Source organism: Shinella sp. GW821-FHT10F02 (genome assembly GCF_058809275.1).
Window position 1 is genome coordinate 267,221 of sequence record NZ_JBXASL010000007.1, and the last position, 15,238, is coordinate 282,458.

General features: G+C 63.6%; 16 protein-coding genes. 8 read left to right on the top strand and 8 right to left on the bottom strand.

Annotated features, from left to right (window positions below; all coding sequences use genetic code 11):
* Positions 1 to 747: 747 nt before the first annotated feature.
* From AC1RWL_RS22575 to derI, 7 genes are all read left to right on the top strand, one after another.
* The gene (locus tag AC1RWL_RS22575; protein WP_493096059.1) at positions 748 to 2,298 is read left to right on the top strand and encodes an FGGY-family carbohydrate kinase; all 1,551 of its coding nucleotides are present in this window, start codon (positions 748 to 750) and stop codon (positions 2,296 to 2,298) included.
* A gap of 47 nt (positions 2,299 to 2,345) precedes the next feature.
* A complete protein-coding gene (locus tag AC1RWL_RS22580) occupies positions 2,346 to 3,857 on the top strand; it encodes a glycerol-3-phosphate dehydrogenase (protein WP_493096058.1) in 1,512 nt (503 codons plus the stop codon).
* 8 nt (positions 3,858 to 3,865) lie between these two features.
* Positions 3,866 to 4,801, top strand: a complete 936-nt coding sequence (locus tag AC1RWL_RS22585; protein WP_493096057.1) for a sugar phosphate isomerase/epimerase family protein — start codon at positions 3,866 to 3,868, stop codon at positions 4,799 to 4,801.
* A gap of 72 nt (positions 4,802 to 4,873) precedes the next feature.
* A complete protein-coding gene (locus AC1RWL_RS22590; RefSeq protein WP_493096056.1) occupies positions 4,874 to 5,818 on the top strand; it encodes a sugar-binding transcriptional regulator in 945 nt (314 codons plus the stop codon).
* Between the two features lie 86 nt (positions 5,819 to 5,904).
* Positions 5,905 to 6,678 carry a DeoR/GlpR family DNA-binding transcription regulator gene (locus AC1RWL_RS22595; protein ID WP_493096055.1) on the top strand — a complete coding sequence of 258 codons (774 nt, stop codon included), beginning with the start codon at positions 5,905 to 5,907 and terminating at the stop codon, positions 6,676 to 6,678.
* On the top strand, positions 6,675 to 7,433 hold the full coding sequence (locus AC1RWL_RS22600; protein ID WP_493096054.1) for a triose-phosphate isomerase: 759 nt from the start codon (positions 6,675 to 6,677) through the stop codon (positions 7,431 to 7,433). Before AC1RWL_RS22595 ends, AC1RWL_RS22600 begins: the two co-directional genes overlap by 4 nt.
* Positions 7,434 to 7,446: 13 nt before the next feature.
* Positions 7,447 to 7,905: a D-erythrulose-4-phosphate isomerase gene (derI, locus tag AC1RWL_RS22605; protein WP_256119673.1), complete on the top strand. Its 459-nt coding sequence runs from the start codon at positions 7,447 to 7,449 to the stop codon at positions 7,903 to 7,905.
* Between the two features lie 63 nt (positions 7,906 to 7,968).
* On the opposite strand, the gene AC1RWL_RS22610 is transcribed toward derI, so the two are convergent.
* The 6 genes from AC1RWL_RS22610 to AC1RWL_RS22635 all read right to left on the bottom strand — a co-directional run bounded on the left by AC1RWL_RS22610 (position 7,969) and on the right by AC1RWL_RS22635 (position 13,318).
* On the bottom strand, positions 7,969 to 8,682 hold the full coding sequence (locus AC1RWL_RS22610; protein WP_493096053.1) for an aspartate/glutamate racemase family protein: 714 nt from the start codon (positions 8,680 to 8,682) through the stop codon (positions 7,969 to 7,971).
* Between the two features lies 1 nt (position 8,683).
* Positions 8,684 to 9,406, bottom strand: coding sequence for an ABC transporter ATP-binding protein (locus tag AC1RWL_RS22615; protein WP_256119671.1), 723 nt, complete (start codon positions 9,404 to 9,406; stop codon positions 8,684 to 8,686).
* Positions 9,407 to 9,409: 3 nt separating this feature from the next.
* A complete protein-coding gene (locus AC1RWL_RS22620) occupies positions 9,410 to 10,192 on the bottom strand; it encodes an ABC transporter ATP-binding protein (RefSeq protein WP_256119670.1) in 783 nt (260 codons plus the stop codon).
* Positions 10,189 to 11,160 carry a branched-chain amino acid ABC transporter permease gene (locus AC1RWL_RS22625; protein ID WP_493096052.1) on the bottom strand — a complete coding sequence of 324 codons (972 nt, stop codon included), beginning with the start codon at positions 11,158 to 11,160 and terminating at the stop codon, positions 10,189 to 10,191. The genes AC1RWL_RS22620 and AC1RWL_RS22625 overlap by 4 nt, the downstream gene beginning before the upstream one ends.
* A gap of 4 nt (positions 11,161 to 11,164) precedes the next feature.
* Entirely contained in the window at positions 11,165 to 12,034 is an 870-nt protein-coding gene (locus AC1RWL_RS22630; RefSeq protein WP_256119668.1) for a branched-chain amino acid ABC transporter permease, read from the bottom strand.
* A 96-nt stretch (positions 12,035 to 12,130) separates the two neighbouring features.
* Complete coding sequence (locus AC1RWL_RS22635) at positions 12,131 to 13,318, bottom strand: ABC transporter substrate-binding protein (protein ID WP_305112339.1); 1,188 nt, start codon at positions 13,316 to 13,318, stop codon at positions 12,131 to 12,133.
* Between the two features lie 234 nt (positions 13,319 to 13,552).
* On the opposite strand from AC1RWL_RS22635, the gene AC1RWL_RS22640 reads away from it, so the two are divergent.
* A complete protein-coding gene (locus AC1RWL_RS22640) occupies positions 13,553 to 14,257 on the top strand; it encodes a GntR family transcriptional regulator (protein ID WP_256119667.1) in 705 nt (234 codons plus the stop codon).
* Between the two features lie 6 nt (positions 14,258 to 14,263).
* Here the strand turns inward: AC1RWL_RS22640 and AC1RWL_RS22645 are convergent, their stop codons facing one another.
* Entirely contained in the window at positions 14,264 to 14,452 is a 189-nt protein-coding gene (locus AC1RWL_RS22645; protein ID WP_493096051.1) for a DUF6894 family protein, read from the bottom strand.
* Between the two features lie 113 nt (positions 14,453 to 14,565).
* Positions 14,566 to 15,171 carry a hypothetical protein gene (locus AC1RWL_RS22650; RefSeq protein WP_493096050.1) on the bottom strand — a complete coding sequence of 202 codons (606 nt, stop codon included), beginning with the start codon at positions 15,169 to 15,171 and terminating at the stop codon, positions 14,566 to 14,568.
* Positions 15,172 to 15,238: the final 67 nt, after the last annotated feature.

Here is a 15,238-nt window from a genome sequence, read left to right on the forward strand (position 1 = left end):
CAGCGGGGATGCCGGCGATAGGCCGATGACATAGGCAGGCCCTCGGGTGGACGCGCAGCGCAGCGCCCAGGCATCGCTCTCTTCCGTAAAGACCATGTCATGATGACCTCCCCATGAACGGCGCCGGCCAGGTCTCCTCACCCGCCTTGCGCTGCATTGCACACATCTTCGCAGTTGCGATATCTGCATGTTATATGTCGCAGTATATATGTTAAATTAACACAGCCTGTCAATTGGGCTTTTTCGCTTAGGCTTCGATCATATGCTCACTATTTCGTCATAAAAGGGCGAGCCTGTGCGTTGAAATGAACGCCCGATGCAGAGGCGCACTGTACGCGAAACACTCCAACGAACCGAAAGATAAACGGCACAACTACCAGATTTTATTAGATAAAAATCTGAATTTCGTTACGATTGAAGCGCTATTCCGCCAAGTGCAACGACGATTTGCGACGGCAGCGCCCTACGAAAGAAGCCATCAGACGCTTTCATTCCCTCCGTCTATCATACCTGAAAAAAAATTCTTGGTGCGCAAAATTTTACGAGACATAAGGTATCTTTGTGTTATGTTCGGTATGAGGTCCGGGAGGCCCGTGGTAAATCCTCTGAAACAGGTCGCAGGACCTCTGCCCTGCGGTACAAAGGGACCACGCGCACTTTCGCGAGAGAATTTCGGGAGGAAATCATGCTCTGTTTCGGGTCAGGCGAAGCGACGTGCGTCGTCGTGCGGTCCGTGGAGCAGCAGGCATGACTGAACGCGCAGACCTGATCATCGGCATCGACGCCGGCACCTCCGTCATGAAGGCCATCGCCTTCACGCTCGCCGGCCGCCAGGTCGCCAGCGCCTCCGTGCGCAACACCTATACCACCGGCGACGACGGCTCCGTCACGCAATCCCTCGACCAGACCTGGCTCGACTGCACACGCGCCCTGCGCGGGCTGGCCGACAAGGTCGAAGGCCTAGCCGAGCGCACCGCCGCCATCGCCATCACCGCCCAGGGCGACGGCACCTGGCTTGTCGGCGCCGGCAACCGCCCGGCCGGCGACGCCTGGCTCTGGCTCGATGCCCGCGCGGCCCCCACCGTCGAACGGCTTGCCGCAACCGAGGCCGACCGCGCCAGGTTCGAGGCGACGGGCACGGGCCTCAACACCTGCCAGCAGGGCACGCAGCTTGCCCATATGGACCGTTATTTCCCGGAACTGCTGGCCGGCGCCGAAACGGCGATGCACTGCAAGGACTGGCTCTATCTGAACCTGACCGGCATTCGCGCCACCGACCCCTCCGAAGTGAGCTTCACCTTCGGCAACTTCCGCACGCGTTGCTATGACAGCGACGTGCTGGCGGCCCTCGGCCTGACGCACCGCCGCGCCCTGCTGCCGGAGGTGATCGAAGGCACGGAAACCACCCACCCGCTGACGGCGGAAGCCGCAGCCGCCTCCGGCCTGAAGGCCGGCACGCCCGTCTGCCTCGGCTATGTCGACATGTGCATGACGGCGCTCGGCGCCGGCGTACGCAGCGAAGGCCGCAACGCCGCCTGCTCCGCCATCGGCTCGACCGGCGTGCACCTCCTCGCCAAATCCGTCTCCGAGGTGGTGCTGAACGCCGAGCGCACCGGCTATGTCATCGCGCTGCCGATCCCGGGCGTCGTCACCCAGGTGCAGACGAACATGGGGGCGACGATCAACCTCGACTGGCTGCTCCAGCTCGGCGCCGACCTGCTCGGCGAATTCGGCGTCACCGTCAGCCTCAATGAGATGATCGCCCGCGTCGACCCGTGGTTTGCCGCAAGCAAGCCGGGCAACATCCTCTACCACCCCTATATTTCCGAGGCGGGCGAGCGCGGCCCCTTCGTCAATGCGCGGGCGCGCGCCAACTTCACCGGTCTTGCCAGCCGCCACCGCTATCCGGATCTCGTACGTGCCGTCGTCGAGGGCCTCGGCATGGCAACGCGCGATTGTTACGCGGCGATGGGCGCGCTCCCGCCGGAGCTGCGCGTCAGCGGCGGGGCAGCCCGCTCGGCGGCGCTGCGCAGCACGCTCGGCGCCGCCCTTGGCGCACCGGTCCGTATGAGCCTTCGCGAGGAAGCGGGTGCGGCCGGCGCCTCGATGATGGCCGCGGTCGCCATCGGCGCCTACCGCACCATGGACGATTGCATTGCCGACTGGGTGACGCCCGAACTCGGCGAGGCCGAAAAGCCGAAGCCCGAAGACACCGAACGCATGACGCGCCTCTTTGCCGCCTATGCGGATGTCCGCCGGGGCATCGCGCCCGCCTGGGACATCCTGGCCGCGCGCTGACACGAATGACGATTGCGCCTTCCCAAGGGGTGCCGAAGGAGACTTTGATGAACGAGCCCGAGCTTATTGACCTCTTCGTGATCGGCGGCGGCATCAACGGCGCCGGCATCGCGCGCGATGCGGCGGGCCGCGGCCTTTCCGTCGTCCTCAGCGAAAAGGACGATCTGGCCGAAGGCACCTCGTCGCGCTCGGGCAAGCTGGTGCATGGCGGCCTGCGCTACCTCGAATATTACGAATTCCGCCTGGTGCGCGAGGCGCTGATCGAGCGCGAGGTGCTGCTCAACGCAGCACCGCACATCATCTGGCCGATGCGCTTCGTGCTGCCGCACAGCCCGGAGGATCGCCCGGCCTGGCTCGTGCGGCTCGGCCTGTTCCTCTACGACCATCTCGGCGGCCGCAAGAAGCTGCCCGGCACGCGCACGCTGAATCTGGCACGCGACCCCGAAGGCACGCCGATCCTCGATCAATATGCCCGCGGCTTCGAATATTCCGACTGCTGGGTGGACGACGCCCGCCTCGTCACCCTCAACGCGGTGGGTGCTGCGGAAAAGGGCGCCGTGGTGCTGACCCGCTCGCCCACCGTCTCCGCCCGCCGCGAGAATGGCGCCTGGAGCGTGACGACGAAGAACAGCGTGACGGGCGAAACCCGCACCTTCCGCGCCAAGTGCCTCGTCAACTGCGCCGGCCCCTGGGTCTCAGACGTCATCAACCGCGTCGCCGGTTCGAATTCCAGCCGCAACGTGCGCCTCGTCAAGGGCAGCCACATCATCGTCCCGAAATTCTGGGCGGGCTCGAACGCCTATCTGGTGCAGAACCACGACAAGCGCGTCATCTTCATCAACCCCTATGAGGGCGACAAGGCGCTGATCGGCACCACCGATATCGCTTACGAAGGCCGCGCCGAGGATGTCTCCGCCGACGAGACGGAAATCGACTACCTGCTCAAGGCGGTGAACCGCTATTTCAAGGAAAAGCTGCGCCGGCAGGATGTGCTGCATTCCTTCTCCGGCGTGCGCCCGCTGTTCGACGACGGCAAGGGCAACCCTTCCGCCGTCACGCGCGACTATGTCTTCGATCTCGACGAGACAGGCGGCGCGCCGCTGCTCAACGTCTTCGGCGGCAAGATCACCACCTTCCGCGAGCTTGCCGAACGCGGCCTGCATCGCCTCAAGCACATCTTCCCGAACATGGGCGGCGACTGGACGGAAAAGGCGCCACTTCCCGGCGGCGACATGCCCGGAGCCGACTACGAGACCTTCGCCAACAGCCTGCGTGACACCTATCCCTGGATGCCGCGGAAGCTCGTTCATCACTACGGCCGCCTCTACGGCACCCGGGCCAAGAATGTCGTCGCCGGCGCCACCAGCATTGAAGGCCTCGGTCGGCATTTCGGCGGGCAGTTCTATGAGGCGGAAGCCCGTTATCTCGTCGCGACCGAATGGGCGCAGAGGGCCGAAGACATCCTCTACCGCCGCACCAAACACTACCTGCATCTGACGGAAGCCGAGCGTTCGGCCTTTGCCGACTGGTTCCATTCCGCCCGCCTTGCCGCCGCCTGAGGACGACCATGCCGCTGACGCTCTCGCTCAACACCAATCCGCTGGTCAACCGCTTCGCCGATCCCGACGACCTCATCGAGACCGTGGCGCGCGACCTGCGCCTGCGCGATCTCCAGCTAACGCATGAATTCATCAACCCGAGCTGGAACGCTTCGACGATCCGCCGGCTGACGCGGCAGATGGACAGGGCGCTCCAGCGCACCGGCGTGCGCGTGTCCTCCGGCATGACCGGCCCCTATGGCCGCCTCAACCATTTCGGCCATCCGGATGCGGATGTGCGGCGCTACTATGTCGACTGGTTCAAGACTTTTGCCGACATCATCGGCGATCTCGGCGGCACCTCCGTCGGCACCCAGTTCGCCATCTTCACCTACAAGGACTTCGATGATTCGGCGCGCCGCGAGGAGCTGATCCGGATCGCCATCGACTGCTGGGCGGAAGTCGCCGAGCATGCGAAGGGCGCGGGCCTTTCCTATGTCTTCTGGGAGCCGATGAGCATCGGCCGCGAATTCGGCGAAACCATCGCCGAATGCGTGAAGCTTCAGGATCGCCTCACCGCCGCGGACATGGCCATCCCCATGTGGATGATGGCTGATATCGACCATGGCGACGTGACATCCAGCAATCCCGACGATTTCGACCCCTATGCCTGGGCGCGCGCGGTGCCGAAGGTGTCGCCGATCATCCACATCAAGCAGAGCCTGATGGACAAGGGCGGCCACCGGCCGTTCACTGCCGAGTTCAATGCCCGCGGCCGCATCCAGCCGGAACCGCTGCTCAAGGCCTTTGCGGAGGGCGGTGCGGTCGACAACGAGATCTGCCTGGAACTCTCCTTCAAGGAGCGTGAGCCGAACGACCGCGAGGTCATCCCGCAAATCGCCGAAAGCATCGCCTTCTGGGCACCCCATATCGATACCGGCGTTTCCGATCTCAAGCTGGGCTGACCGTCCGACGGCCGCTTGCTAAGACGGACCTGAAAACCGCTTCCGGTTGCAAAGCAAGGCAGGACATCGCTGATGACCGACAATGAAGACTCCCTCGCCGTCCGCGCCGCCTGGCTGCACTATGTCGGCGGGTTCACCCAGTCCGCCGTCGCCAAGCGCCTGGGGATTCCCTCGGTGAAGGCGCACCGGCTGATTGCGCGCGCGGTCGCCGAAGGGGTGGTGAAGGTCAGCATCGACGGCGATATCGCGGAATGCGCCAACCTGGAGGTCGCGCTTTCCACCCGCTACGGGCTCGACTATTGCGAAGTGTCGCCCGATATCGACGACGACCCACTGGCGCTGACGACGCTCGGCCAGGCGGGCGCCAATTTCCTGCGGCGCGAGATCGAGCGCGGCGAGGCGTCCGTCATCGGCCTCGGCCATGGCCGCACGCTTTCGGCGGCCGTGCGCCACCTGCCGCGCATCGGCGCGAGCGGCACGCGCTTCGTCTCGCTGCTGGGCGGCCTCACCCGCAACTACGCCGCCAATCCCTATGACGTCATGCATCGCCTGGCCGAAAAGACCGGCACGCAGGCCTATGTCATGCCCGTGCCCTTCTTCGCCAATACGGAGGAGGACCGCGAGGTGCTGCTCTCCCAGCGCGGCGTCAGCGAAGTGTTCGATCTCGCCCGCAGCGCCGATCTCAAGATCGTCGGCATCGGCACCGTCGACAACCAGGCGCATCTCGTGAAATCCGGCATGTTGCAGCCGGATGAACTGGAGGAGATCGCCAGCCTCGGCGGCGTCGGGGAACTGCTCGGCCATTTCTTCGACAACCGGGGCCGCATCCTGCAGACGTCGGTGACTGCCAGAACGCTTTCCGCATCCTTCTCCGAGAACGGCAAGGACCGGATCGTCGCCATTGCCGGCGGCCCGGTGAAGACCGAGGCGATCCGCGCCGTGCTTCACAGCAACAAACTCTACGGGCTGATTACGGACGAGCGCACGGCGACGGCTCTGTTGCAAGGCGCCCCATAAGAAAATCACAAAATCACAAAATCTGTGTTATATTCTGCGAAGAATGGTGTTATAGACCTCCCCACGGCGTGAGGATGGAGAACGCGGTGAAACGGGAAGAGCGCAGGCAGGAGATCATCAACCTTCTGGTCGAAAGCCGGGCCGTCGAACTCGACGACATTGCGGCGCGCTTCGGCGTCTCCAAGATGACCATCCACCGCGACCTCGACGATCTCGAACGCGCCGGCGTGCTGCGCAAGGTCCGCGGTGGAGCGACGATCGATGCCGGAACCCAGTTCGAGAGCGATTTCCGCTTTCGCGAGTTACAGGAGGCAGACGTCAAGCGTGAGCTGGCGGAGACCGCGGCAGAGCTGGTCGAACCCGGCATGACGGTCATGATCAACGACGGCTCGATGGCCGCCGTGCTCGGCGACGTGCTGGCCGGCAAAAAGCCGATCACGCTCATAACGAACAATGCGGCGATCATGGAGCGCCTGAAGGGTGTCTCCGGCGTCACGCTGATCGGCCTTGGTGGTGTCTATTCCGCAAAGTTCAACGCCTATTTCGGCATCGTCACGGAAGAGGCGCTGTCGCGCCTGCGCGCCGACATCGCCTTCGTCTCGGCGCCCGCCGCCTCCGGCCGGCTCGCCTATCACATGGACGAGGCGGTGGTGCGCACCAAGCGGGCGATGATGACCGCCAGCCGCCAGACCTGCCTCCTGATCAACAGCCGCCGCTTCGGCCATACGGCGCTCCATGTGCTGGCCGATCTCGCGGAATTCGACACGGTCATTTCAGACAAACCCCTGCCCCACGATACCGCCGCCGAACTCGGCAGCGGCAAGACCGTGGTGACGATTGCCAAGGAGACAACGACATGACGTTCTGGGTTGGCACCAGTTGGAAGATGAACAAGACGCTTGCCGAAGCGAAGCTTTTTGCAGACGGCCTCGCTGCCGCGGATGGCGATCGCGACCCGCGCATCCAGCGCTTCATCATCCCGCCTTTCACGGCCGTGCGCGAGGTGAAGGCGATGCTCCAAAACACCTCCGTCAAAGTGGGTGCACAGAACATGCACTGGGCCGATGAAGGCGCGTGGACCGGCGAAGTCTCGCCGGTGATGCTGAAGGATTGCGGCCTCGATATCGTCGAGCTCGGCCATTCCGAACGCCGCGAACACTTCGGCGAGACGGACGAGACGGTCGGCCTCAAGACGGAGGCCGCCGTGCGCCATGGCCTCGTGCCGCTGATCTGCATCGGCGAAACACTTGCCGACCGCGAAGGCGGCCATGCAACCGAGGTGCTGGCGCAGCAGGTTCGCGGCGCGCTTGCGCGGCTCGACACAACGCAGAAACAGGCGGAAATCCTGCTCGCCTACGAGCCCGTCTGGGCGATCGGCGAAAAGGGCATTCCGGCAACTGCCGACTATGCGGATGCGCGTCACGCCGAAATCGCCGAGGTGGCGGAAAAGATCCTCGGCCGCCGCATTCCCTGCCTCTATGGCGGCTCGGTCAACCCGCAGAACTGCGAGGAACTGATCGCCTGCCCGAACATCGACGGGCTCTTCATCGGCCGCTCAGCCTGGAAGGTTGAAGGCTATCTCGACATCCTGGCGCGCTCAGCCGCCACCATCTGAAAGGAGATTTTCCATGAAACTCGCTATTGCCGGTGACAGCGCGGGCGAAGGCCTCGCAAAGGTTCTCGCCGATCACCTGAAGGACCGCCACGACGTGCACGAAGTCTCGCGCACCGACGCCGGCCCGGATGCCTTCTATGCCACCCTCTCCGACCGCGTCGCCTCCGCCGTCATCGCCGGCGAATACGACCGCGCGATCCTCGTCTGCGGCACCGGCATCGGCGTCTGCATATCGGCCAACAAGGTGCCGGGCATCCGCGCCGCGCTGACGCACGACACCTATTCGGCCGAGCGCGCCGCCCTTTCCAACAATGCGCAGATCATCACCATGGGCGCCCGCGTCATCGGCACGGAGCTCGCCAAGGCGATCGCCGACGCCTACCTCGCCCAGACCTTCGACGAAAACGGCCGCTCGGCCGGCAACGTCCAGGCGATCAACGAGGTCGACGCCAAGTACAACGCCGGCAAGTAAGCCGGGCGGCACGAAGCGGAATGCGATCGCCCGATCGCGTTCCGCTCTTCGCGTAAGCTTTGACTAACCGAGAGCCGCCTCGAGCTTGCTGGCCGGCGGCGGTGCATAGCCGCCAAGGCGGGATGTGCGCATGTTGAGGCCGGCCATGGCCTCGGCGAGCTTCACCGCGCAGGTGACGCCGTCGAGCACCGGCAGGCCGTGTTCCTGCGCAAGATCGTTCGCGAGGCCCGCCATGCCGGCACAGCCGAGCACGATGGCTTCCGCCCGGTCCTCGCTGACGGCAAGGCCGATCTCGGCGCTGATCTTCTGGCGGGCGTTGGAGCCCGGCTGCTCCAGCTCCAGCACCGCCACTTCCGAGGACCGCACGCGGGCGCAACGAACCGAAAGGCCGTAGCGCGAGAGGTTGTGCTCCAGCGCCGGCACGGAGCGTGCCAGCGTCGTCACCACCGAGAACTTGTTCGAGATCATCGAGGCGAAGTGATAGGCCGCCTCGCCGATGCCGATGACCGGCCGGTCGGTGAGGCAGCGCGCCGCATCGAGCCCGGTATCGTCGAAACAGGCAATGACCACGGCGTCGCAATCCGGATTGCTGCGGATGGTGGAAAGCAGGCCGGAGAGGCTCATCGCCTCGTCGAAATAGCCCTCGATCGAGACCGGACCGTGCGCCGGGTTGACGGCAACGATCTCGGTGCCGGGGGAAGCGGCGTTGCGCGCCGCCACCCCGATATGCGCCGTCATCGATGCGGTCGTGTTGGGGTTGATGACGAGGATTTTCATGTCAGAGTTCGCCTCCGAGGTAGGCAGCCTTGATGCGGTCGTCGTTCATCAGGTCCTTGGAATTGCCTGACAGCGCGATCGACCCGGTGGAAAGCGCATAGGCGCGGTTGGAGATGGAGAGCGCCATGCGGCTGTTCTGCTCGACGAGCAGGATGGAGACCTTCTCGTCGCGGCTGATGGCGACGATGGCGCGCGCAATGTCCTGCACGAGCTTTGGCGCGATGCCGAGCGAGGGCTCGTCCAGAAGCAGGAGTTTCGGGCGGGCCATCAGCGCCCGGCCGATCACCATCATCTGCTGCTCGCCGCCCGACATGGTGCTCGCCTGCTGGTGATAGCGCTCGCGCAAGCGCGGAAAACGCGTCAGCACGTTTTCCAAGGTCTGCTCGATTTCCGCCTTGTCAGAGCGCGTGAAGGCGCCCATCAGCAGGTTGTCCTTCACCGACATCAGCGGGAAGGCGCGCCGCCCCTCGGGCACCATGGAGATGCCCTTGCGCACGACATCGGCGGCCGACGTGCCGTCGAGCCGCTCGCCCTGGTAGAGGATCTGGCCGGACTTGATGCCCCGAAGACCGGTGATCGCCCGCAGGATCGAGGACTTGCCCGCCCCGTTCGCGCCGATCAGCGCGACCGTTTCGCCTTCCGCAACGTCGATGGAGACGCCCTTCAGCGCGTAGATGTGGTCGTAGTAGAGCTCGACATTCTCAACACTCAAGATCTTGGTCATGGCTTACATCCCGATCGCAGCATCTTCGGAACCGAGATAGGCTTCGATCACCTTCTCGTTCTCGCGGATTTCCTGGGGCGTGCCTTCGGCGATCTTCTGCCCGAAGTTGATGCACACGATGCGGTCGCTGATCTTCATCACCGCAGGCATGTCGTGCTCCACGAGGAGAACGGTGACGCCACGCTCGTCGCGAAGCCGGCGGACAAGGCCCACCATCTTCATCGTCTCGTCGTGGTTCATGCCGGCGAAGGGTTCGTCGAGCAGGATGACCTTCGGATCGGTGGCAAGGCCGATGGCCATGCCGAGCGCGCGCAGGTGCCCCTGCGGCAGGTTGGAGGCGAGCTCGTTGCGGATCGCCTGGAGGCCGAGGAAGTCGACGATGTCGTCTGCCGAGGAGGCAAAGGCCGCTTCGTCTTCCTTGGCCTGTTTCGTGCCGAGGAAGAAGCCGAAGAGGCTCGCCTTGGAGCGCAGGTGATGGGAGACGATGATGTTCTCGCGCACCGTCATGGAGCGGAAGATCGTCGTTTCCTGGAAGGTGCGCACGACCCCCATCTGCGCGACCTTGTGGGGCGCGAGGCTGGAGATGCGCCCGCCGTTGAAGAGAACCTCGCCGGAGGTTGCCGGCACGAAGGAGGAGATCAGCTTGAACAGCGTCGACTTGCCGGCGCCGTTCGGACCGATCACCGAGAGGATTTCTCCCGCCTTCACGTCGAAGGAAACATCGTTGACCGCGGTGAGGCCGCCATAGCGCTTGGTGATGTTCTTGATTTGCAGGATGGGTGTCATCTGCTGCCCTCCTTCTTGTCGAGAAGACTCAGGACACCGTTCGGCAGGACCAGCATGAGCAGGATCATGACGCCGGAGTAGATGAGGAGCTGGTATTCGCGGGCGATCGACAGCAGGTCCCAGCCGAAATAGAGGAGCAGCGTGCCGAGCATCGGGCCGAAGACGTAACCGAGGCCGCCGAGGAAGCAGTAGAGCATGAAGTTCACGCTATCGGCGACCACGAAGGAGGACGGATAGATCGACTGCGCGATGGAGGCGAACATGGCGCCCGCAATGCCGCCGAAGAACGAGGAGATCGCATAGGCGAGCACCCGGAGATAGGCGGTGTTGACGCCGATCGAGGCCGAAAGCTCCTCGTTCTGCTGGAGGCTGCGGCAGAGATGCCCGAGCCGCGAGTTCACGATGCGCCAGAGCACCAGGTAGGTGATGATCATCAGAAGCACGGCCATGATGTAGAAGCCGAAGCGCGGATTGGACAGCGTGCTGAAGGCCGGGATGATCGTGAGGCCGAAGATCGACAGTTCGCCCGGCAGCGGGATGGAGGTGATGCCCTTCGCGCCGTTGGTGATGGGAAGGGCGAGTGCCGTGAGGCGCGCGACTTCGGTCAAAACCAGCGTGACCATGGCGAAGTAGACGCCGCGGAGCCTGAGGATCGGGAAGCCGATCGCCACCGAAATGATGGCGCAGAACAGGCCCGCCAGCGGCAGCGTCAACCAGAAGGAGACGTTTGCCTGGGTGACGAGGATGGTCGACACATAGCCGCCGATCAGGGCATAGGCGCCCTGGCCGATATTGATGCGGCCGATATAGAAGGTGAGCCAGACGCCGGCGGCACCGACGGAAAGCAGCGCGACCGACGTCAGCGTGTAGAAGAAGTCCCAGCGTCCGGTGGCGCTGATGAACAGCGGCACCAGCACGAAGACGACGACGAGGAAGGCGATAAAGCCAAGGAGTTTTTTACCGATCATCGCCTCAACCCCACGGCTTGCCCATCAGCCCCTGCGGGCGGACGGCCAGGAACACCATCAACGATGCGAAGATGACGAGGTAGGTGATATCGCCATAGGCGGAGAGCACGGTGAGGCCGACGCTCTCCATCATGCCGAGGATGAACCCGCCGGCAATCGCGCCGGAAATCACGCCCGCACCGCCGATCATGATCATCAGGAAGGCTTTGACCGAGGTCGGACCGCCCATGCCGAGATTGACGCCCGTAATGGTGACGAGCAGCCCGCCGACCAGGCCGGCCAGCATGGCACCGAGCGCAAAGCCGATCATCGAGTAGCGGGAGACATTCACGCCCATCAACTGGGCGGCTACCTTGTCCTGGGCGAGTGCGCGCATGGCGCGGCCGGTCCGGGAGTAGTGCATGAAGGCGATGAAGGCCACGATCAGCAGGATGGCGAGAACGCCGATCAGGATACGGTCGTAGGGCATGATGATGCGCATATCGAGATTGAGAACGCCGTTGACGATCTTCGGCACGCCGCGCTGCTTTTCGCCGAAGAACAGCAGGATGACGGCATCGAGGAAGAAGGCGATGCCCGCCGCAAGCAGCATGGTCGATTCATCGCGTTTGGAGCGGCGCACCACCGGTGCGAAGAGGAATTTCTCGATGGCCGCGCCCATGACCGCAAGCACGATCGCCGAGGCGAAGAGGCCGACGATGAAGGGCAGGCCGAGCTGCACGACGACCGTGTAGGTGACGAAGCCGCCGAAGACGTACATCTGCCCGTGGGCAAAGTTCAGCACGTTCATCAACGAGAAGATCAGCGTCAGACCAAGGGCGATCAACGCATATTGCGCCCCGAGGTAGAGACCGTTGGCGATTATCTGTTCCATCGTGAGCCTCCAATGGAAGGTTCAGGCAAAGGGGGATCCGGCCGGAACTGCACGCGCGGTCCGGATCCCGTTTCTTTGTAAAGTCCTAGGCTCGGATCAGTCGACCTGGCCGACGAACAGCGTCTCGAACTTGCCGCCCTTGTACTCGTTCACCACGAGCGGAACGGAGACCTGGCGCTTCTGGCCGAAGGAGGTCATGCCGACATATTTCAGCTTGGCGTCGCCCTTCATGAAGGGGTTGGCGGCTTCGAACGTGTCCATCGTCTTCTTGAATTCATCGACATTCTCGATGGCGGCGGGGTTCGCCTTCAGCGTCTCGAGGATGTATTCGAGCGCATAGACCTTGGTGTTCGACTCGTCGTTATATTCGCCGAACATCTTCGTATAGCGGTCGACGAATTCCGTCATCGTTTCGCTGGCAAGCTCCGGCGTGGACGCACCGCCGACGGAGATGAAGCCGTCCGCGAGCTCGCCCGCACCTTCCTGCAGGACGCTCGCATCCTGGCCGGTTTCGGTCGAGATGAGGCCGGTATAACCGAGCTCGCGCGCCGAGCGGATGAGCTGCGGCGCATTGGCCGGCGAGACGCCCGAAAGCACCAGCAGATCCGGCGACGCCTGGATGACGGGCAGCAGAACCGGCGTGAAGTCGGTCGTGTCCACCTGGTAGGTCACGTTGCCGGAGACGACTTCCAGCCCGAGCGCCTCGGCGGCGGCAATGCCGGATTCACGCTGGCTGAGCGGGTCGGATTCGTTGGCGGCAACGAAGGCCACCTTCTTCACGCCCTTGTTTTCCTTCAGGAACTTGTAGATGGCGGGACCGGACTGGTAGTTCGCCACCATGCCGAGGATCGCGTTCGATGCCGGCGCCGTGAAGAGTTCCTTCGGGAAGGCATACGGGAAATACATGATGCCGTTCTGTTCGGCGACCGGGCGAACGGCCGCGGCACCGTCATCGACGTTCGGGCCGACGACGTAATGCACGCCGTCCTGCGCCATCTTTTCCATGCCGGCGATGGCACGCTTGGGGTCCTTCTGGTCGTCGAAGGGGACGATCTCGATATTATAGGTCTTGTCGCCGATCTTGACGCCGCCGAGCTCGTTCAGCCAGGCCGCCCGGGTTTCCATCGAGCGCTGGTTGGAAACGCCCCAGGATGCGGCCGGGCCGGACGTGACGCCGACGAAGCCGATCTTCAGCGTCGCGTTCTGGGCATATGCCATGAGCGGCAGCGACAGGACGGTCGCTGCGGCAAGGGCGGAAAATTTCAGAAATGTGCGCTTTTGCATGATGTTCCACTTCCTCTGGGCCATTGATCTGTTTTCTATTGGCGAGCGGGCCGCTGAGCGCGGCCTCATTCGGCCTTTGGCATGGGCATTACGCGCATTGTTAACGATCCTGTCAAGTGGTTGTGAACAAGACATTTTGATCATGTCAACGAAATCGCGGCTTGTTGGTGAACCGAATGCGACATATTAGATGGATCATGCGAGTGCAGGCGGAGCGTATCGAGGTAAACGGCAGTGGTTGAACTCAGCAGCGGAGCGCCCTTCGAAGCGGACGAGATCGACGAGAGCGATATCGTCGAGCGTATTTTCGAGGCGGTCATCGAACAGCGGTTGCCCCCGGGCACGAAATTGTCGGAATCCGCCCTGTGCGATGCCTTCGGCGTCGGGCGCATGCGCATCCGGCGCAGCCTGCTGCTGCTCGCCAGCCGCGAGGTCGTGGAACTACATGCCAACCGCGGCGCCTTCGTCGCCTCCCCGACACCCGAGCAGGCGCGCGAGGTCTTCGAGGCCCGCCTGGCGCTGGAGCCGAACATCGCGCGCCTCGCCGTCCACCGTGCCTCGGAGGAGGATATTTCCGCGCTGACGCGCCACCTGGAAATGGAATATGTCGCGCACAAGGAACGGCGGCGCCACGATGCGATCCGCCTTTCCGGCCAGTTCCACACCCTGATGGCGCAGGTCGCCGGCAATGCCATCCTCATCCGCACGATGAAGGAACTGGTGACCCGCACCTCGCTGATCATCGGCCTTTTCGGCTCCGGCGTCAGCAATTGTCGCGACGACGACCACGCGGCGATCGTCGGGGCGTTTCACACGCGCGATGCGGAAAAGGCGGCGTGGATGATGACGCTGCACCTGCGGCACATCCAGAACCATCTGGAACTCGGCGCGAAGACCACGGATTCCGTCGACCTCATGGCGCTTTTCGGCAAGGCATGAGGCGGCTTACGGAACCCGCATCAGCGCCTGGCCATCCGCATCGGTGACGAGCACGCTTACCTTTTCGGTCACCGCGATTTCCCGCACGATCCGCCGCGCATAGGCGGCTGCGGCCGCCGTGTCATCAAGGATGATGCCCTTTTCGTCCGGCAAGGTCTCGGTGTCGTTGGATATGTGGAAATAGAACCTGGGCATCCCGGCAGGAACTTGCGTTTCATCAGTTTTGAGCATGTTCCTCGCTCTTGGCATAAAACCTCCGACCGCAATATTGATAAAAAATCACTGTGTTGAGATGAGCTTTCCGGTCGCTAGCGGGGCACTTCCACGCGGATAGCGGGATCGAAACGGTAGCGTGTCGTCGCGACGACCTTGTAGCCGTTCACCTCCGCCTTGGAGACGACCGCCACCGGCAGGCGGGTTGCAGGATCGAACCAGGCGGTCACCCGGCTCTCCAGCACGCCGACCGTCTGATTGAAGACGAAGCGTTCATGCGGCTTGCCCTCGAACGCCGCCTCGCCCAGGCATTCGAAATCCCGCGCATCCCGGTCGTAGACATAACGATCGGCGATGACGCCTTGCAGCGCCAGCGTCCGCTGCTCGGCCGGCATCGGCGTCCACTGTCCTGCCGCGAGCGTCCAGCCCTCTTCGCCAATCAGGATGAAATCGGCCTGGGTGTTGAGCCCGGAGGTCTTCATGCGCAGGCCATCCGTCAGGTCGAACAGCGACGAGGAGGCCATGTGCTTGACCACGCTGCCCTCGGGCGAAAGCACATCCGCCGAGACCTCCAGCGCATAACGGGCGGTGTCACGCCGCTGGCTGTTGATCGCGTTGAAATCGGCAAGGCAATCCGCCCGACCGGCCTCAGCCCCCAAGACCGCCAGCAGACCCCCAAGAAAAACCGTTCTGGCTTGCAAAACCCTCTCCCCTGCAAACAGCAGCGCTCCTGCGCATCCAGACAGGTGACGCCTCAAGCCGTGGTGC